The following is a 19,782-nucleotide window of genomic DNA, read 5'->3' on the forward strand; positions in this document are numbered from 1 at the left end:
ATGCGATTACGTCCCTCTCATAACTTGTACGTCGGCATTTAATAACTTCTCACCTTCATATAACATGAACCTGCCGTTCTGCCATTCAATGCGCAGCAGCTTGTAATCATCGGATTGATATTGCCATACATACTGCTCACCTGCTTGCATGAATGGAGTTTTCCCAGTTACGAGGACGTTCCCAGAGTATTGTTCTTCTAAATAATAAGTCCGATCTTCCATCTCAATGGTTGTCGGTACTTCATCTGGCGAATCCAGCCGACCATCAATCGGTTCGTACAAAGCATACACGACTTGTTCGCGATCTTCTACATGCAAATAACGGATGGTATTCCCGTCTTGCAACGTTAGGACAACGGCATTCCGCTGCCGATTGTTCGTGCGCCCCGTAATCTGATACGTCACGAGGGATACCTCCACGACGTCACCGGGATTCAGTTGCAAAACGCTTTTTTCGGCCTTAGGCGGTTCAGGCTTGGCAATAATATTCTTAATTCGTTTGAAAATACTCATGTCGAACGCTCCTTCATGGTCGAAATACAGCTCGTTCCTTACAGACAAGCTGCAATAATTAATGCACCTACGATATGTAGTGAACCTCCAAATAGCGCATGTGGGATTAGACCTTCCTTCGTACCTTCATCCAGCTTCAATCCGAAAGCACTGCGCAATACCATGCGTACAAGCCATTCCAATACCAATAGAATAATGAAGGACACGACTGAGATGACAAGGCCATCCCAAAGACTATCCGATTTAGCAATGGAGGATGACAGGATATAGCCTTGCGCGACCAACTTCATTACGAATCGGAGCGTCACGGCGGTGTTGCCTTTCTTCATTTCTTCCATATCTTTATATGGCGTAAAAAGTGAATCTACGAACATAATCATGCAGAGCAAAACGGCCCCAGCACCTGTCCAAACCAGGATTCGCATTAAATCCGCCCATACAATTGTCATTGTAATCCTCCCATTTACGATTTCATTGGAGAAGGAAGAAAAGCGCCTGTTAGACGCTCTCCTTCCTTCTTAGTTTCTTGCTTTATACATTATTGCTTATTTTCGTATTGCTTCATAAGCGCTGCTAACTCATCCTCAACGGCTTTATCTTTGCCTAGTGCGGCAAATTCATCATCGAGTGATTTGTCTTTCGAAGCCATTTCGTTGCTTGCTTCGGCTTGCGCTTCCATATGAAGCATTTTCTCCTCCATACGTTTCAATCCCGCTGCAGCTGTATCGGAGCTGAACCCGGTCATGGCTTTATTGATTTCGTTCTGTGCTTTGGCTGCGTTGAAACGAGCAACTAATGTCTCGCGTTTGTTTTTCATTTCAGTCAATTGCTTGCGCATTTCATCTAGTTTTGCACGAAGATTATCTGCAGCCGCTTTGTTCTGATCATACGCTGTTTTGAATTCATCCCGTTTTTGCTCAGCAGATCTTTTCTCTTCTAATGCACGACGCGCGAGATCAAGGTTCTGAGCTTGAGCCGCCATGTGCGCTTGCTCCGTACGTTTCGTTACAAGTGCTTCTTGTTCTTCGTATTGCTGCTTGAATTTCTTCTCAATCGCGATTTGTTGTGCAACGGCCTTCTCGGCATCTTCTAAATCTTCCGTCATATCACGGATATATTGGTCAGTTAGCTTCACCGGATCTTCTGCTTTTTCAATTAGCGCGTACACGTTGGACAAGGTAAGGTCTCTTAATCTTTTAAAAATAGACATTTGTAAATCCTCCTCGAAAATTCGGTTATTGTATTATGTTAAGTTATTACGCAATGATTTACCATTTGGTTCCGCTTTTTCACAAAAAAAAAAAGTACAAGAAACGAGACTCGTTCCCTGTACATTGTATCAACGTTTTGTTTAAATAATGCCTCGAATTTCATCCAAAGACGAAATATTCTCTTGTTCCATGAATTGCATGATGCCTGATACCAACTGCTCACCCGCGCGTAAATTCATGAAATTGTAGGTTCCTACTTGAATGACGCTTGCACCTGCCATAATAAATTCGATGACATCATGAGCCGAAGCGATGCCTCCCATTCCCATAATCGGGATCTTCACATGCTGTGCCACCTGATGCACCATCCGCAGGGCTACGGGTTTGATCGCAGGTCCGGATAGACCGGCATATACGTTGTTAAATACGCTTTTGCGTTGCTTAATATCGATCTTCATGCCCGAAATCGTATTAATTAAGGAAACTCCGTCTGCGCCTTCATCTTCACACATGACTGCCATCCCCGCGATGTTCTCCGCATTCGGAGAGAGCTTCACGATCAAAGGCAGGGAAGTTGCTCTTCGAACCTGGCGAACCACTTCACGGGCCGTTTCCGTCTGAACCCCGTAAGCAATACCGCCTTCTTTTACATTCGGACAGGAAATATTCAACTCAATCATATCAATCGAAGAGCGTCCTAATCGGCGCAGGCGATTTTCATGTTCCGTAATCAGTTCCGCACCCGTAACATAATCCTCAATACTCCCCCCGCCCAGATTCACGATTCGTGCTGTATCTAGCGATTCCCAGTTCGGTGTCTCATCACGCAAGAAGGCCGCCACGCCTGGATTCTCTAACCCGACACTATTTAACATACCGGAAGGCGTCTCCCATACACGTATCCCTGTATTCCCTGCCTTTGGCTGAAGGGTCAATCCTTTGCCCGATATCCCGCCTAACTGTTGAATATCATACAATCTGGTATATTCTTTTCCGAATCCGAACGTGCCCGATGCCATGACAATGGGATTTTTGAAATGTACGCCAGCTAACTTACACGCCATATTCCGCATCAAAATTAACCTCCTTCGCCTTAAAAACCGGTCCATCGACGCAAGCCTTCTTATTCCCGTGTTGACAGATGACACTGCATACAAGACAGGCACCAATTCCGCAAGCCATACGTTTCTCTAATGAGACATAGACTTCAGCATCCGAATCTTTCGCACGCTCAGCCAGCGCCTTCATCATCACGTGGGGACCACAGGTCAAGATGGCATCATATTGGGAATAGTCTATTTCGTTGACAATCATGCCGCCAACATTACATACTACTTCATTCGCATGCGGTTTAAATGCTTCAACAAGATAAGCTTCCCGACTGAAGCCTAGATAAATATCTGGTTTATTCAACTGTCTGGCTGCGAAATACAAAGGGGCGATTCCAATCCCGCCTCCGACGAGCGCAACCTTCCCTGACACCTCGAGAAATCCATTACCGAAAGGACCTTCTAGATCTATTGAGTCCCCTTGTTCAAGGGCTGCGAAACGCTCCGTGCCTTCACCTACGACATGATATAGAAAAACAATAGATTCGGGTTGAATATCATAAATACTGATCGGACGCGACAGAACAGGATAATCCGACCATGCTCTTACCATGTAGAATTGTCCCATTCGTCCTTCAAACTGGCCTTCAATGGTCAACATATACGTGTGTTCAGCAATTTTGACATTTGATTTTACAATTGGCACGTTCAGACTCCTTTAGCTGCATTTTTAACTTTCTTAACTATGCAACGGGATCGAAGAAGTTTGCTGTAACATAGTTCACAGTTATTCCATGGTAGATTTCGCATAATTCTGGTGCATTAAGGACATACCATTAGGGTCGCTTGTTCATGATTATGGCTACCAAAGGGGGGGTTATCCGGATGCGTATCTATGGTATCGTGCTTCTCACTTTTCTCATATGCTGTACCGGATGCTCGCAGGATACGTCAACCACATCGCAGCAGACCAGCAAACCGTCAACCACCGCGATAACGAATCACACATCCAAGCTGGAACAGAAGCCCGCACGAGAAACCAGTAAACGCGTTACAACCCGCAAATCGCAATCACGCGCTCATAAGAGCTATGCGGCTTTATCTAGACTTCGTCACAAGTACCCTCAGATCTTTAAGAACAACGGTTCATCGCAATCTCGTAAAATCGCGCTTACCTTTGATGATGTTCCAGATGCCTTTACGAACAAGGTTCTTGATACTCTGAAAAAGTATAATGTGAAAGCTACGTTCTTTATCGTGGGCTATAAAGCCGAAGCTCATCCTGAAATTGTAAGGCGGATGGTGCGCGAAGGACATTTAGTTGGGAATCACTCCTATAACCATCCCTTGCTCACCAAAATACCCATGGCTAAATTCGAACGTCAAATTCTACGAACGGATGCAATCCTCTACCGAATTGTAGGATATCATCCCAAATTCATTCGCCCGCCATATGGCGAAATTAATGAACAGCAAGTGCGATGGGCAGGACGCCAAGGATACATCATTGTTAATTGGAATGTGGATTCGCAAGACTGGCGCGGTCTGAGCGCAAGCAAAGTATCTAAAAACATCCTCTCTACGACGAAACCAGGATCCATCATTCTTCAACATGCAGGTGGAAATGAAGGTGGCGCTCTAAATGGTACGCTTGAAGCCCTTCCTTATATCATTGAGCGTCTTGAGCGTCAGAATTATCAATTTGTTACCTTGACAGAGATGTTCCATATTCCGAGAAATCGATAGGATCGATGGATACAAAAAAAAGAGAGCATTCGCTCTCTTTTTACTTATTCTAGGATGAAAACTTTAACGTTCTGAATTCCAAACTTGGATGCATTCGATTGGCTTGTTCCTACGAAGATATCAATACGATTTCCTTTAATGCTGCCTCCGATATCTTTCGCAGTTCCCACAAATCCGCCGGTAGGCAGACCGTTGAAATCATAACCTGTTACGAATACTTTTGTACCTAGCGGAATCATCTTCGGATCGACGGCAATCGTACCATGTGACAATGCATTACCGAAGTAATCCAACCCTGCCCACGCGCCGTTTTCACTTGCTGCAGCCGTATAAGCAGTTGCCTTCACATTTATTGCTTTCTTATAGTTAAGTTCATTGCCAGCTACATTGATGATTTTCTCATCCGCATTCACGGAGTTCGTTGTCACAGCAGCTTTCTTAGCAGGTGCTTTTTGAGCCGCTTGACTTTTAGCAGGAGCTTCAGCCGCATCTTGTGTTTTCACAGGCGTTTCAATCATTTTCGTATCTGCGGATGCTGCTTTGACTGTTTTCTCAGGCATTTCAATTTGCAACCCTTGATAAATATTTAATGGATTGACCGTTGGATTTGCATTCATTAACGTATTGACATCCATGTTAGCCTGCTGCGCGATTTTATAAAACGTATCCCCATCTTTTGCGTAATAGGGAGCAGCGGCGAAAGCAGGTGCAGTCTGAATCGCTAGGAATCCAGCCACAAAAGTAACCGATAGTTTCTGTAATAAATTGAATTTCATAGTTCCTCCTTTTAATCACCTACGAGGTTAGTTGTCGGGTTTGGATTGAGGAAACAACCCATCGTCGTCTATACGATTCACCCCTAGCTCTTACGCTTGTCCATTCTTATCGCGCAATGAACTTTAAATCATCCCCCGCACTTTACTTTCAAAGTTTCGGCTAACTCAATATATCACAAATTTGTAACCAACGCGCAAGCAAATATTTACAATTCGCTCAACCACGCGGTTTATCAACGTTTTTTTCGGTTAAATTTTTGAAACTATTGTCTTTACACAGCGAAAATAACCAATTTAAGCATCCCAAATGGCGGCCTAAATTGGTTCTTCTTTTACCTGCTAACGATTAGAAAAAGGTATTGTACAAGAGGTACACATTCAACACGATAATCACAAATGTAACGAACCAAGCGAGCCATTTCATCCAAGGTTTGTTGACGAACTCTCCCATTTTTGCAGGATCGCTTGTAAATTTGACGAGCGGTACGACAGCGAATGACAATTGTAACGATAATATCACTTGGCTAAGAATAAGCAACTCTCCTGCGCCCTTCTCTCCATACATCATTGTCACGATCACAGCTGGAACGATGGCAATCATTCGCGTAACCAATCGGCGAAGCCACGGCTTCATTCGAATGTTCAAGAATCCCTCCATGACGATCTGTCCTGCCAACGTACCTGTTAATGTGGAATTCTGGCCCGATGCCAACAAAGCTACGCCGAATACGATGCTGCCTAGCGTCGTACCCAACAGCGGTGTGAGCATATGATATGCGTCGCCGATCTCCGCGATGTTCGTCATCCCGGCTTCGTGGAACGTTGCTGCTGCGATGATGAGAATGGATGCATTAATGAACAATGCGAACATTAAGGCAATGGACGAGTCCCACGTCGCGTATTTGATTGCTTGCCGTTTGCCTCTTGAGCTCTGATCGAACCTTCTCGTCTGAACAATCGAAGAATGCAAATACAAGTTATGAGGCATGACCGTTGCCCCGAGAATCCCGATCGCGATATACAGCATCGTCGGATTGGTGATTATTTCAACGGAAGGGACGAAACCTTGCGTTATTGCGCCAAAATTCGGTCTCGCCAGAAAGTATTCGACCAGAAAACACCCGCCGATTGTGGCAATTAACACAATTACAAGGATCTCAATATAACGGAACCCTTTATTTTGCAGTAGAAGGACAATCAGCACATCCACTGCCGTGATCAAAACACCATACACGAGAGGAATCCCGAATAGTAAATAAAGTGCTATCGCTGATCCGATGACTTCTGCTAAGTCACAGGCTGCTATGGCCAGCTCGCAAAGAATCCATAGTACAAAATTGACGGGCTTCGTGTAATGGTCACGACAAGCTTGCGCTAAATCCCTGCCTGTTACGATGCCCAGCTTGCCGGCTAAAGCTTGCAGGATCATAGCCATGAGATTGGAGATGAAAATAACGGACAGTAAGGTGTATCCGAACATGGAGCCGCCAGCGATACTCGTCGCCCAGTTTCCCGGGTCCATATAGCCTACAGCGACAAGATAACCAGGACCTGCAAAAGCAAGAAATTTCTTAATCCAAGACCCTTTCGTGGGTATTTTCATGGATCGATGCACTTCGGGCAAGGAAGCTTGGTGCCGATCTTGGCGCCATGGCTGCTGTTTTAACTCAACATTATTCTCCATCTCATTCACTCCCAATTGATGGTTCAGTTCGTTCTTCTAGTTGTGCATCGGACAAAAGGTTTTTCCTTCGCGCAACTTTTTACTCAAAAAAATAGGCGTTTAACCCTACGATATTCAGTTCATCATAAAATGTTCAAAAAAAAATCCCCCGTCCAAAAGGACGGAGGATCAACGAGTTATAGAACCTTACTTAAGAACTCCTGCGTACGTGGGTGCTTCGGATGGTTAAAGACTTCATTCGGGTCGCCTTCTTCCACGATAAAGCCCCCATCCATAAACACAATGCGATCGCCTACTTCACGAGCAAAGCCCATTTCATGGGTGACGATAACCATGGTCATCCCTGCCGCCGCCAGATGCTTCATTACATCCAACACTTCGCCGACCATCTCCGGATCCAATGCCGAAGTTGGTTCATCGAACAACATCACATGCGGCTGCATAGCCAAGGCGCGAGCAATGGCGATACGCTGCTTCTGCCCTCCGGACAATTGCGACGGATAAGCATCCTTCTTATCGGCTAGACCAACTTGATTCAACAAATCTGCAGCGATTTTCTCTGCTTCCGGTTTTGCCATCTTTTTCACTTTAACGGGAGATAACGTAATATTATTCATTACACTCATATGAGGGAATAAATTAAATTGTTGGAATACCATGCCCATCTTTTCGCGTGTTTCATTGATATTATATTTCTTATCCGTAATATTGGCCCCTTCGAACTCAATCGTTCCTTTCGTCGGTACCTCCAACAAGTTCAGACAACGCAAGAACGTACTCTTACCCGATCCACTTGGTCCGATCACGACGACAACCTCGCCCTTCGCGATCTCCATATCTATGCCTTTTAAGATTTCTAATTTGCCAAAATGCTTGTGTAGATTCGTAATCTTAATCACTAGTCTTCAGCCTCCGTTCCGCAATGCCGAGTAACTTCGTGCACACAAATGTTAGAATAAAGTATAGTACTGCTGCGATAAGTAACGGCGGCAATCCTGCGTACGTGCTTCCCCGAACGACTTCTTCTTGATACATAATATCGGTAATCCCAATCAGGGATACAATGGATGATTCTTTGATGATGACGACAAACTCATTCCCAATCGCCGGCAATACTTGCTTCAAGGCTTGGGGCAGGATAATGAAACGCATGGCCATACTATGACCCATCCCGAGTGATCGAGCAGCTTCCAACTGCCCTTTATCGATTGATTGAATCCCTGCACGGAAGATCTCCGCCAAATAAGCCGCACTATTTAAGGATAATGCAATGGCACCCGCAAGAAATTTTGGGAATTCTATACCGATGGATGGTAATCCGAAATAAATGATAAATAACTGAACCATAAGCGGCGTACCGCGCAAGAACTCAATATAAGCTACCGCGATCCATTTCAACGGTTTAACTTTGGATAACCGCATTAATACCAGAATGATCCCGAGAATTAATCCGAAAACGACCGTGACTAAAGATAATAATAACGTCCAGCCTACCCCGCTTAAGAAGTACTGCTTGTTCTGATTAAAGTAGGTAAAGATATTCGTTCCGCTAGGTGCTTCTGCAAGTTTCGACGCATCCGCGACGTATTTATTGATCATATCTGCTTTCTCTAATCGGTCAATCGTCGTGTTGACTTGATTCACCATGTCTGTACTGCCTTTACGGAAGGCAATCGCATAACCATCTTCACTAGATTCCGGTTTCGCTTCAGCTACAGCCAATGTTGAACGATTCTTCTCATAGGATTCTGCTACAGGCAGCTCCAACACGATGGCATCAATACGCTTCGATTCCAAACTCAAGACAAGATCTGAAATCTTCGCCAGCGCATCAACCGTTGCATTTGGCACAGCACGTGCCATATCCTCATAGATACTCGATTTTTGAGCCCCAATATGCTTCCCTTTGAGATCATCCATCGTTGTATATTTATCCTTATCTTCCGCACGGATTAACACCGCTTGATCGGATTGATAATAGATATTCGAGAAATCAACATTTTTACGTCGTTCTTCTGTCGGATTCATGGCTGACATGACCATATCGACTTTGCCTGCATTTAGCGCAAGCAGCAAGCTATCGAACTTCATATCCTCAATAACTAATTCCGCACCCATGTCCTTGGCAATTTCTTTAGCGATCTCAATATCGAACCCGAGGATTTGATCTTTGCCGTTAATCTTCTTATGAAACTCATAGGGAGGATAATCTGCGCTCGTCCCTAATACCAATTTTTTACTTTTTGTCTGATTATCCGATGCTGCTAACGCCGGAGTGCTATATCCGGTAATCCATGTGAACACGAATAAACATACCAATAAAGCTTGAATTTTCTTCATTTTATCAATCCTTTTATGCCTGAAATTAATACGCAAGGCTAATTATACAGCAGACTGTATGATTATACAATAACTTTTTTCAACACATTTCAACTCTCTTCGACAATTCTAAGATTGGTTAATCTTACAGTGGTTAAATTGTCAATTCGATTCGAATCCATAGATCGTCCATAGGAGACCCTTCCCATGAATAGAACTATGCTAGCGAAAAAACAACAAAAAAACCGATCCGTCATCATATGATTCTGGATCGATTTCAATCTTAAGCTTGTAGTTCTTCTTCTTCTGCCTGGTCTTTAATGATATCATGGACCTTGTCACAAATAGGCAGCGACACGATCACTGAGGTCCCTTCACCGGAGATACTCGTAATCGATAAACGACCTCCATGTTGTTCGACGAGCTCACGCGTTATAGCTAGTCCTAAGCCCGTTCCACCCCCCAAAGGATTAACCTGGTAGAATTTCTCCGTCACCTTGGTAATATGCTCTTCGCCTATACCTATGCCGGTGTCGCGAACGGTAATAATACATTCCTTTGGTTCGTATTCAATATGAATGAAGATGTTCGACTGCGTATGTGAAAATTTCAGTGCATTATCGATAATATTCAGGAACACTTGCTTCAAGCGGTTCGTATCCCCAATGATGGGTACAGGTATGCCGCTGACATTCAATGTTAGACGAACTTGCTTCTGATCTGCCTTTGTTTTCACCTGCAATTTCGTCTCCGTTAATAGCGCTACGATATCTACAGGGTCTTGATTAAGCCTTACTTCTTTTTGCTGAAGTCTTGAGAAGTCAAGCAGCTCCTCCACGAGCCCAATCAATCGGTTGGTTTCCTTCGCAATGATAGTCATGCCTAATTTCGTCTCTTCAGGGTCTGAGAAATTGCCTGAAACCAACGTCTCTGTCCAGCCTTTAATCCCCGTAAGTGGCGTCCGCAGCTCGTGTGAGATGGAAGATATAAAATCATTCTTCACCTGATCGCTTCGCACAATCTCTTCGGCCATGTAATTCAAGGAGGAGGCCAATTCCCCTAGCTCGTACCTATAGTCCCCTTCAACGCGTACATCGAACCTCCCTTTTGCCATTTGACCAGAGAAGGCTGTGATGTTATTGATGGGTTTGACGATGGAGTTCGCAAGTCCGAAGCTAATGAGCAGTACGACAGCAAGTACGACAACTCCCACGCCTATTGCAATCAGAATGATACTGGTTATTTTATTGTTGATCGCTTCTAATGAAGTGACATATCGAAGAATATATATCGTCTGTCCTTGGTCAATCAGCGGAGTAGATACCGCCATAACCTGCTCTCCCGTACTTGTCTGACTGCCAATCCACCTGGATTGACTTCCATTCTTCGCTTGAATCACATCCGATGTCTGGAGTCCTTTCTCAACCTGGAAGCCTGAAGAGCTGATGATCACATCGCCCTTCGTATTCAAGATCTGAAGCTCCGTATTCTCGAGTGCGAACATTTTCAGAAGATCAGGCAAGTAATTCGTATCATTTTCTGTGTAGGATGTCCCTATAAATTTCTGATAATAAGATGTTGAACTATATGCCTGGTTCGTCATGACGTTCGAAATACTGTTGTAGTAATACGCTTGAATGGAGATCATGAAGATCACTTCCACGATCATGATCGTTAAGAACACTACGATGAAATAGTGCATAACGACGGATCGCCGCAATCCTTTTTTAAACATGACGACTTCCCTTCCATTTATATCCGTGACCCCATACCGTTTCAATGTACATTGGCGTTGATGGGTCATCCTCTAGCTTCTGCCGCAACCGTCGAATATTCACATCAACGATTTTGGGATCTCCCATATATTCCTTACCCCATACGTGATCCAATAAGACATCACGACTTAAGGGGACATCCTCACGTTCTAGGAACAATTGAACCAAGGAGAACTCCGTTGGCGTCAGCTCGATCGACTGATGATTCTTCTTGAACTGTTTTGCGATAAGGTCTAATGTGAAAGGTCCAGACTCGAAGCTTACCTTCGCCCCTGACTCGCTATGCACATTGACACGACGCAATAAGGATTGAATCCGTGCAATTAATTCCGTCGGGCTAAAAGGTTTGCTGACGTGATCATCTGCCCCGACGGACAATGCATATACCTTATCCTGCTCTTGCACTTTTGCCGTTAGAAAAATGATCCCAATACGCTCATTCGTTTCACGAATACGGCGGCATACTTCAAAGCCATCGATGCCGGGTACCATGACATCCAATAACGCGATATCGAACGTCGGATCAGCATGGAATTTCTGCAATGCTTCTTCACCTGTAGCCGCTTCAACGACTTCTAGCCCATTTCGCTTCAAGTTAATGACAATAAAACTACGGATGGATTCTTCATCTTCCAATATTAATACTTTACTCATCTTCGAAGTCACCCTTTCCTTTATTTCATGGAGACGACTGGTGTAATCTCAACCTTCCCTTTTCCTGCATTTAAGTCAACTGTGGAACGCAGTCCAATGACCTTCTCTTCTGTTCTCGCCAGTAACTTGAAGCCTTCGTGATTCCGTTCCCAAGCCGATAAGCTAAAGAAGCGAATCTCAGCCATGGTCTCACCGGTTTCAATATTAATAAAGTTCAAGTATTCTTCCAGCTTCGAATCAATCGATATGGTAACTTTGTGATGCCATTCCGCCGGGAAGTTGAAGTAGAAGCGATCCTGTAAGTCACGATATTGCTCAAACACGAATTTTAGTCCATGTTCCCCATCCCATCGATGGTATGTAATAAACCATGGGATTGACGAAAGGGCAATATCCTCCCAGCCATATGGCGTTTCAAGCATGGCGATTTCAATGATCCCATCCTTATTCTCATCAGAACTGATCGTTGCATATGGTTTATACGTCTCCTCGGAAGAGAGAACTTTCGTTAACGTATTATTTTTCATAATCACGACATCGGTATACGCGGAATGTGCACCGACGCCGACGTCTAGCACGATTCCTTGGACATTCTCTGCAACCATGCCTGTGATGACATTATAATATCCGGTTACATTCGGTTCCAACTGCAGCGTGCTGAGGGGTTCAAATTTATTTACGTGTTCATTGTATTGAATCGATGTCAATTCAGCAATTTGATTCGGCTTAAATGTTAAAATACTGATCTCGAACTTGCCGTCTCCGTTCAAATCATTGATCACATAATTCGTATATGATTTCTCAAACACTTTTTGGAGCTGATCATCTTCATACGAATAAACGATAAGACCTTTTTGGACTTCCGTATCCCCGCTGGAATAACCAACGACGAGTTCGACTTTGCCATCATGCATAATATCTACTAAGTCAAAGGAATCCAGCTCTAATCCTTCTCCGTCGAATACAAGCTTCTTCTTCCAAGTGGTACCGTCACTCTCCCAGATCATCCCATGAATTCGGACAGCTTGATCTGGCGTGCGATAGAAGACGACGGCCTCGCTAACCCCGTCATTGTTCAAATCAGCGATACGAATCGCACTCGTATCTTTAATATTCGTAGGTCGGATAATGGATGCTCCTTCAGGAAGTTGAGCCATGATCAAACTCTTTAGATTCTCTTTATCTTCGGGAAGGCGCGGAATGCTCATGAGGGATCTGGGATCCTTCGTCAAATCGCAACCGCTTAGCACGAGCATCACACAACACAACAGTATGGTGGCCAACCTAAATTTCAAGCTCAATCACACTTCCTTTCTTTCCTGCAATTAGCTTTTACTGAATTGTATCGGTTTAAGCGTGTCATCTAATGTCTTAAATTGATAACCGCGATCTTTCAGAAATTTCAACACTTCAGGCAAATATTTCATGGTTTCCTTCCGATCATGCATTAAGATTACAGGAGATACATTCTTCTTCTCTAATGCCGTAACTTCTTGTTTGACTGTATTCACAAATCTGGCATCCCGATATTTCCAATCCAGACTGTCTACGTTCCAATCCCAAAGTGTAAAGCCAGCATTCTTAACAGCACGCATATATTCCTTCTTCATGTAAGGAGCGCTGCCATAAGGTGTACGAATCAGTGAAGTATCGGCACCTGTGAGTGTCTTAATTCGCTGCTGTCCTGCTACCATTTCGTTGACAACCGAGGTTTGGGAAGCATAGTACTTCTTGACTTGATGTGTCACACCGTGCATGGCAGGCATATGGCCATCTTTTACGATACGTTTCACAGCATCTGGATGTTTACGCATGTTCGGCTCGAGCATGAAGAATGTCGCTTTCGCATCATACTCATCCAGATCATCCAGTATCTGGTTCGTATACGGGCTTGCACCGTCATCAAAGGTCAAATACGCAATTTTACCGGTGAGTGGCTTCGTTTCTTTTGCCGCTGGTGGTGTAGGTTCTGTCGGCTGTGCTGGTTCTACGGCTTTATCCTGATCAGGCTTCTTCGCTGGCTTACCCTGTTCCGACTTTGAAGGCTTCGACGTATCTTCCTTATCTTTCGAAGTTTCTTTGTCATCTTTCTTCACAGGATCTTTAGAATTCGAAATCACTGGGGGAACTTGCTTATCCCCTTCATCTCCATATGTATCAACCGTACCGTCTACTGAAGGCTTATCCGTTACTGTTGTTGGATTTTGAAATGAATCTTTCACTTCCTTTGAAGAATCGCCAAGAACCGTCATTTGAAAAATAACATAGGCACAAGCGACTAACATGACAACCAGTGTTAGTTTAGTAATTTTTTTCACTAGAATCGCATCCTGTTCTATGTGATTTTTGGAATCGTTGTCCCTATCAAATTATAAAAGAGGGCAACACAAAAAGAGTGACAAAGACATTACAATACTCGTCAATTTTATCACTCTTTCGCCCCGTATGGGATGATATTTAATTATTTCATGAAAAATAGTTGCTCTATGAAAATATCTTATTTTTCTCCATCTGCGTTAAACGGCGTCCTTTGACATCAACAACAATCTTCCCGGCTTCCAAACCTATGATGCGGCTCGCAAATCTTTCAGCTAATTCGATTTGTTGAATGACGGCGATCACGGTAATTTTCTGTTCGCGACAAAGCTTCTGCAAATGCTGCATGACGCCGTCGACCGATTGCGGATCAAGTCCCAAGACCGGTTCATCGGCCAGTATAACCTTCGCTCCATGCGCTAATGATCGTGCAATGGCAACACGTTGACGTTCACCACCACTCAGTTGTTCGATCTTCGCATGGGCCTTGTCCAGCAAACCTACTTGTTCGATAATATCCATCGCGCCCATGTAATCATCCGAACGCACCATCCCCGTCACCATCCGCCAGATTGGCGTCTGATACAATTGTCCGATCAGCACGTTCTTGAGTGCAGTTTTTTTCGGGTATAACGTAGGATTCTGTTCAATATAGGCACATTCACGGCGAATTTTACGCATGCCCGTCATTTTGTTCGCAAAAATATCGACCCCATCTGCGATGTACGTTCCGGAAGTCCATTTCTCGCGTAATGCCAGACATTTCAATAATGTGGATTTCCCGCTGCCGCTTGGACCAATGACCGCAATAAATTCGCCCTCTTCAACTTCCATATGAATATGATCCAGCAGTGTCGACTCCGGAATTTTTTTGACCAATTTATCAACTTTAATCATCACGTTAATCTCCTTCTGCAGAACTATCGTTATATTGAACATAATAGTGGACAATTCGCTGTAAAACAAGCCATAATAACAAGTGTAGGTCTGTCGGATTGTCACTTTATGGGAGGAATTGGTTCATGAGTTATGAGATCAAAGTATATCACTCTCCAATGTATGAGCTATTGTGCAGCTTCTTAATATACTCGACTCGAAAATGGACAGAAAATTTAGATTGGAGCAATGAATGGCTTGATGAGGTCACACAACAGCTTGATCCTGATTTAGTTCAGCGCATTGAGAAGATTCACACATGGGAATTGACGGACTATGACATTCTATATCTATGGACGGTTTTACGTGATCCGTATACGGATGTTGAATCATGTCTTACGTATTTGGAGGAAACTCCAATGGAGGAGCTTTATGAGATAGCACTTCCTTATATCACAGATGTAACGCTTTCTGAAGCAACCCGGATACGAGATGGCTATATTCCATTATTAAGGGCATGGAACACGCAATATTTTGTTGGAATCGAGCATACATTAATTCCATTGCTTGAAGAGGACGCTGCCGAGAAGCGGCTTTTGAGTTCAAAAATGGAGCCTCAAGATCTCGTCGAATATGCGACCAACGGTGTCGTCATTGAACCGCATGAGGATATACATACCATTGTCATTATGCCGATGATTCACTGTCGGCCTGTGAATTACTACAGCCGATATCAAGGCATGTTCATCATTCAATATGCGATTGATATTCCAGAGACGAATGAAGATCAAGTACCTACGGGGTTAACCCGATTTACACGTGCTCTATCCGACGAGAAGCGACTGCGCATCCTTCGCTATCTTGCTCATGATTTGCGTACAACCTCTGATATTGCGAACATGATGCAAATGACGCCGGAAGCCGTCTCCTCGAATATACGGACCCTACGTGCCGCTGGACTTCTTCGGACACATTTGAACGATTCCAACGAGCGATTTAGTATCCGATTGGACGGCGTGGCTGAGATGCAGCTATTCCTAGAGTCATACCTTCGCTTATAACGCAGCAACGAATGGCAGCTAGAAAGGAGTGAAGCCACCTTGCAACCTAAGAATATACAGCAAATTATGTTTGATCTAGACGATACACTCGTATACACCAACAAATACTTCTATCTTATCATTGAACAATTTCTGGATCTGATGGAGACGTGGTTTCATACCTATGACGTTACAGCCAAGCAGTTCAAACAGAAGCAAATTGAGATTGATTTAGCTCGCGTGAGTCGAGACGGGTTTGTCAGTGAACATTTCCCTGAATCCTTTGTGGATACGTATCGCTATTTCAGCACTTTGCTTGGCCGAACCGTTCATTCTTCAGAAGAGAATCTTCTCTACAAATTAGGATTAAGCGTGTACGAACAGCCCGTTGAACCTTATCCAGGGATGCTTGAAACCCTTACACACCTTCGGGATGAAGGGCATCAGCTTTACTTGTACACAGGTGGAGAAATTGTCATTCAACAGCGTAAAATCGAAGCGATGAAACTCCATGATTTCTTCGATGATCGAATCTATATTCGTCAGCATAAAAATCAGGAAGCGTTGGAAGCCATTCTAACCGACGGGAAATTTGACCGCACACGGACGTGGATGATCGGGAATTCATTGCGTACCGACATTACGCCGGCATTAACTGCGGGGATTCGAACCATATATATCAAACAGGAGAACGAATGGAAATTCAACATCGTTGATTACAAACTCGGTCCAGATGCAACCATGTACACCATTAAATCCTTATCCGAAGTGCCCAACGTTATTGCCAAGCACACGGCGCCGTGACAAAAAGCCTCTTTCGTAGACACCATCTACGTCAGAGGCTTTTTTACCACAAGACCTACATCTATTTGCGGTCGCTCATCTTCGAAAGACCTCGATAGAGGTTTTCTCATTTTCGCATGAGTCGGTAAAAGTACCAACCGATTGTGCCAAATACCGCGATGAACGAAACAGGTAGGAACCAACTTCCTAATCCCATCCGTTCACCAAGCGCGACCTGCATCATACTCCATTCGACATAACTACTTAGTAAGGTAATCTCAAGCTTCAACCAGCTTAGCATCATGCGAGCCAACCCATATTTCTCTTGCACATTCACTTCTGTTATTTCAACGGGATAACTGAACGTATGCGGATATCGGCTGATCATCGACAATAAACTGAATATCAATAAGTTCGTAGCTGGAAGAAACAACATCAAATATTTACTTCCCCATCCATCCACTTCTCCTGCTACGTTGAAATGAATTGGAATGATATCCTGTACGTTCGTCCACAATAGACCTACATAGAGAATAAGAACGCAAATGACTGCAATACTGATGACATCATGCCATATCTCGGTTAATGATTTCGGTATAGTTGCGCGTACTCGCTGTGAAGCCATGACACTTCACTCCTTACGTTTGTTCTATCTGAAGCTCACCTGTCTCCGGATTGTATAACACAATACGTGCTTTCTGGGTTGTCCCATCCTCTTGCTTAAAGGATAGTACTTGCGTACTTCCTTTTTCGATTAATGATTTGATCATGGCATCCGTCAAGGTTTTGCCGAGACTCGTTTTCCAGATGACAAACTTGCAACCCTCTTTGAAATGGTTACATCCGTATCCTTTTCGCCCCATAATAATCGATCCACCACAGCCTTTACGCGGACACGGACCAATGGGTTCAAGGGTTAGTGGAGCACTAGACGAGCGCGTTGACCCCGAAGGTGACGCAGAAGTCGAGGATGTAGGTTTTTTGGCTCGGCTTTTGGCATTCCCTTTTCCTTTGGCGTTCGAATCTTCCGTGTCGCCGAACGCTTCCTTGGCAGCAGGACGCTGCGTCCTCACTTTATCGATAATGAACATCGTAAATTTCTTCACGTTCTCCATAAACCGATCATTCGAAGCCTCACCCTTAGAAATCTGATTCAACCGACGTTCCCATTGACCCGTCATTTCTGGTGATGTTAATAAGTCTACACCAGCGTGACGAATCAATTCAATGGCTGTTCTTCCTTTCTGGGTGACCGTAATCCGTTTTCCTTGCATGGTAATATAACCAACATGCTTCAGACGCTCGATCGTAGCTGCCCGAGTCGCTGGCGTTCCTAGGCCGGCATCCTTCATCGCATCACGCACTTCTTCGTTCTCGATCTGCTTTCCCGCGCTCTCCATCGCCTTCAGCAACGTACCTTCCGTGTATGATTTTGGCGGTTGCGTATTCTTCTCTTTCATGTTCGCATCCGTACATTGTGTTGCAGCGTTCGGATCGACGGCAAAAGGATCAAGGGACACTTCTTCCGATTCATCGTCTTCGCCTTCTTTATTGGCATTCCCTTTACTTTTGGCTTTCGCTGATTTTCCTTTCGGATCATCACCGACCACGGCCTTCCAACCGATAAAGAGCAATTCCTTTACGTTGGTCTTAAAGGTCTCCCCTTCAACCTCCGTCATCAACGTATGCTGCTTATACTCCGCTGGTGGATAAAATTGCGTCAGAAATCGACGAACGACCAAATCATAAATCTTCTGTTCATCCGGGGCCAACGTCCCTGGTCTTTTCAACGTCGGCAGAATAGCATGGTGGTCTTCCACCTTCGAAGGGTTACAAATCGACTTATTGTTAATATGTACAATCGATGGCGTTGCACCTTCTACATATTCCTTATAGTTCGTTGATTTGAGCATGTGAAGCGTCTTATGCATGGGCTCTATATTCTGTTCAGTAACATAGTTCGAGTTCGTTCTTGGATATGAAATCACTTTATGTTTCTCATATAACGCCTGAGCGATATCTAGCGTCTTTTTTGCTGAGAAACCGAACTTTGCATTTGCATCCCGTTGCAATAAGGTCAAATCATATAATTTATACGGGTATTCCTTGGTTTCCTTCACATCATAACTGGAGATTGCAGCCGGTTGTCCCTTTACTTTGGCAGCCAGAGCTTCAGCCTGCTCCTTCGAGGTGATTCGCTCCCCCTGCCAGGTTCCTTGATAGTTCGAATTCGCTTGAGCGAAATCTGCAATACAATCATAGAACGTTAAAGAATCAAATGCTTCTATTTCCTTCTGACGATCATAAATCAACGCGAGAACAGGTGTCTGAACTCGGCCAACGGATAGTAAGTTCCGATGCTTCGTCGTGAAAGCACGCGATGCATTCATGCCAATTAACCAATCCGCTTCACTTCTGGATCTCGCAGCTAAGGATAGGTTTTCAAAATCCACACCGTTTCGAAGCGATGCAAAACCAGATCGAATCGTCTCCGCGGTCAAGTCAGATATCCACAATCGCTGTACCGGCTGAAATAATTTCAAATATTGTTGGATAAGCGCAAAAATATACTGCCCTTCCCGTCCAGCATCGCATGCGTTAACGACATGATCACAGCGTTTGGCCAATTCGCCAATGACTTTTAACTGATCTTTCGTCTTCGGATTTGCAATGATCTTGAATTGATCTGGAATAATCGGCAGATCTCCAAAATTCCACTTCTTATATTTATCATCATAAAGATCCGGTTCAGCAAGTCCAACCAAATGACCAATGGCCCATGTAATAATATATTGTTCTCCTTCAATATACGTTCGGTTATTCTTGCCTTTCGGCTCGATAACAGCAGCGATCGTCCGCCCCATATCTGGCTTCTCGGCAATAACTAACGTCTTCAAGCTTAAGCGCCTCCCCTTCAATCCGTTCATCCAAGCTGGAACGCCAATCGATACTTCACCATAACGAAATACGTTCCAACTAGACATAGAAAGAGACTTATATACCGCTCTTTCCTATGTTTACGGACAAAAAGAGCCGCGCC

At 44.2% G+C, this 19,782-nt stretch carries 19 protein-coding genes and 1 riboswitch; of the genes, 3 read left to right on the forward strand and 16 right to left on the reverse strand.

Translation table 11 applies throughout. The features are described 5' to 3' along the window. Positions 1-6: 6 nt before the first annotated feature. The 5 genes from BVG16_RS22945 to BVG16_RS22965 all read right to left on the reverse strand — a co-directional run bounded on the left by BVG16_RS22945 (position 7) and on the right by BVG16_RS22965 (position 3,479). A complete protein-coding gene (locus BVG16_RS22945; protein ID WP_078501534.1) occupies positions 7-513 on the reverse strand; it encodes a DUF4178 domain-containing protein in 507 nt (168 codons plus the stop codon). Between the two features lie 38 nt (positions 514-551). Continuing rightward, on the reverse strand, positions 552-956 hold the full coding sequence (locus BVG16_RS22950) for a DUF350 domain-containing protein (RefSeq protein WP_078501707.1): 405 nt from the start codon (positions 954-956) through the stop codon (positions 552-554). A 95-nt stretch (positions 957-1,051) separates the two neighbouring features. Beyond that, positions 1,052-1,723, reverse strand: a complete 672-nt coding sequence (locus BVG16_RS22955) for a PspA/IM30 family protein (protein WP_078501535.1) — start codon at positions 1,721-1,723, stop codon at positions 1,052-1,054. 141 nt (positions 1,724-1,864) lie between these two features. Beyond that, entirely contained in the window at positions 1,865-2,797 is a 933-nt protein-coding gene (locus BVG16_RS22960; RefSeq protein ID WP_078501536.1) for a dihydroorotate dehydrogenase, read from the reverse strand. Further along, on the reverse strand, positions 2,778-3,479 hold the full coding sequence (locus BVG16_RS22965; protein WP_078501537.1) for a dihydroorotate dehydrogenase electron transfer subunit: 702 nt from the start codon (positions 3,477-3,479) through the stop codon (positions 2,778-2,780). The genes BVG16_RS22960 and BVG16_RS22965 overlap by 20 nt, the downstream gene beginning before the upstream one ends. A gap of 179 nt (positions 3,480-3,658) precedes the next feature. On the opposite strand from BVG16_RS22965, the gene BVG16_RS22970 reads away from it, so the two are divergent. Beyond that, positions 3,659-4,519 (forward strand): polysaccharide deacetylase family protein, encoded by an 861-nt coding sequence (locus BVG16_RS22970; RefSeq protein WP_233147147.1) that lies wholly within the window; start codon positions 3,659-3,661, stop codon positions 4,517-4,519. Positions 4,520-4,563: 44 nt separating this feature from the next. On the opposite strand, the gene BVG16_RS22975 is transcribed toward BVG16_RS22970, so the two are convergent. The 9 genes from BVG16_RS22975 to BVG16_RS23015 form a co-directional block, all read right to left on the reverse strand. Beyond that, positions 4,564-5,295, reverse strand: coding sequence for a 3D domain-containing protein (locus tag BVG16_RS22975; RefSeq protein ID WP_078501538.1), 732 nt, complete (start codon positions 5,293-5,295; stop codon positions 4,564-4,566). Then, positions 5,296-5,467: riboswitch (cyclic di-AMP (ydaO/yuaA leader) on the reverse strand. Between the two features lie 174 nt (positions 5,468-5,641). Next, positions 5,642-6,979 (reverse strand): Nramp family divalent metal transporter, encoded by a 1,338-nt coding sequence (locus BVG16_RS22980; RefSeq protein ID WP_078501539.1) that lies wholly within the window; start codon positions 6,977-6,979, stop codon positions 5,642-5,644. Between the two features lie 176 nt (positions 6,980-7,155). Further along, the gene (locus BVG16_RS22985) at positions 7,156-7,878 is read right to left on the reverse strand and encodes an amino acid ABC transporter ATP-binding protein (RefSeq protein WP_078501540.1); all 723 of its coding nucleotides are present in this window, start codon (positions 7,876-7,878) and stop codon (positions 7,156-7,158) included. Further along, positions 7,871-9,319 (reverse strand): ABC transporter substrate-binding protein/permease, encoded by a 1,449-nt coding sequence (locus BVG16_RS22990; RefSeq protein ID WP_078501541.1) that lies wholly within the window; start codon positions 9,317-9,319, stop codon positions 7,871-7,873. Before BVG16_RS22990 ends, BVG16_RS22985 begins: the two co-directional genes overlap by 8 nt. 262 nt (positions 9,320-9,581) lie before the next feature. Further along, on the reverse strand, positions 9,582-11,033 hold the full coding sequence (locus BVG16_RS22995) for a sensor histidine kinase (protein WP_078501542.1): 1,452 nt from the start codon (positions 11,031-11,033) through the stop codon (positions 9,582-9,584). Continuing rightward, positions 11,026-11,727, reverse strand: coding sequence for a response regulator transcription factor (locus BVG16_RS23000; RefSeq protein WP_078501543.1), 702 nt, complete (start codon positions 11,725-11,727; stop codon positions 11,026-11,028). Before BVG16_RS23000 ends, BVG16_RS22995 begins: the two co-directional genes overlap by 8 nt. A gap of 20 nt (positions 11,728-11,747) precedes the next feature. After that, positions 11,748-12,935, reverse strand: coding sequence for an FG-GAP repeat domain-containing protein (locus tag BVG16_RS23005; protein ID WP_078501544.1), 1,188 nt, complete (start codon positions 12,933-12,935; stop codon positions 11,748-11,750). Positions 12,936-13,052: 117 nt separating this feature from the next. Then, positions 13,053-14,045 carry a polysaccharide deacetylase family protein gene (locus tag BVG16_RS23010; protein WP_233147148.1) on the reverse strand — a complete coding sequence of 331 codons (993 nt, stop codon included), beginning with the start codon at positions 14,043-14,045 and terminating at the stop codon, positions 13,053-13,055. A gap of 166 nt (positions 14,046-14,211) precedes the next feature. Beyond that, positions 14,212-14,940, reverse strand: coding sequence for a phosphonate ABC transporter ATP-binding protein (locus BVG16_RS23015; RefSeq protein WP_078501545.1), 729 nt, complete (start codon positions 14,938-14,940; stop codon positions 14,212-14,214). 125 nt (positions 14,941-15,065) lie between these two features. Here BVG16_RS23015 and BVG16_RS23020 point away from each other — a divergent pair, with 125 nt between their 5' ends. Next, a complete protein-coding gene (locus BVG16_RS23020; protein WP_078501546.1) occupies positions 15,066-15,980 on the forward strand; it encodes an ArsR/SmtB family transcription factor in 915 nt (304 codons plus the stop codon). A 39-nt stretch (positions 15,981-16,019) separates the two neighbouring features. After that, the gene (locus BVG16_RS23025) at positions 16,020-16,763 is read left to right on the forward strand and encodes an HAD family hydrolase (protein WP_408635368.1); all 744 of its coding nucleotides are present in this window, start codon (positions 16,020-16,022) and stop codon (positions 16,761-16,763) included. A gap of 106 nt (positions 16,764-16,869) precedes the next feature. On the opposite strand, the gene BVG16_RS23030 is transcribed toward BVG16_RS23025, so the two are convergent. Next, a complete protein-coding gene (locus BVG16_RS23030) occupies positions 16,870-17,367 on the reverse strand; it encodes a DUF1648 domain-containing protein (protein ID WP_078501547.1) in 498 nt (165 codons plus the stop codon). Between the two features lie 13 nt (positions 17,368-17,380). Further along, positions 17,381-19,639, reverse strand: coding sequence for a type IA DNA topoisomerase (locus tag BVG16_RS23035; RefSeq protein WP_078501548.1), 2,259 nt, complete (start codon positions 19,637-19,639; stop codon positions 17,381-17,383). Between the last annotated feature and the right edge of the window lie 143 nt (positions 19,640-19,782).

It is taken from the genome of Paenibacillus selenitireducens (genome assembly GCF_002021565.1).
In the GTDB taxonomy this organism is placed as follows: Bacteria; Bacillota; Bacilli; order Paenibacillales; family Paenibacillaceae; genus Paenibacillus_K; species Paenibacillus_K selenitireducens.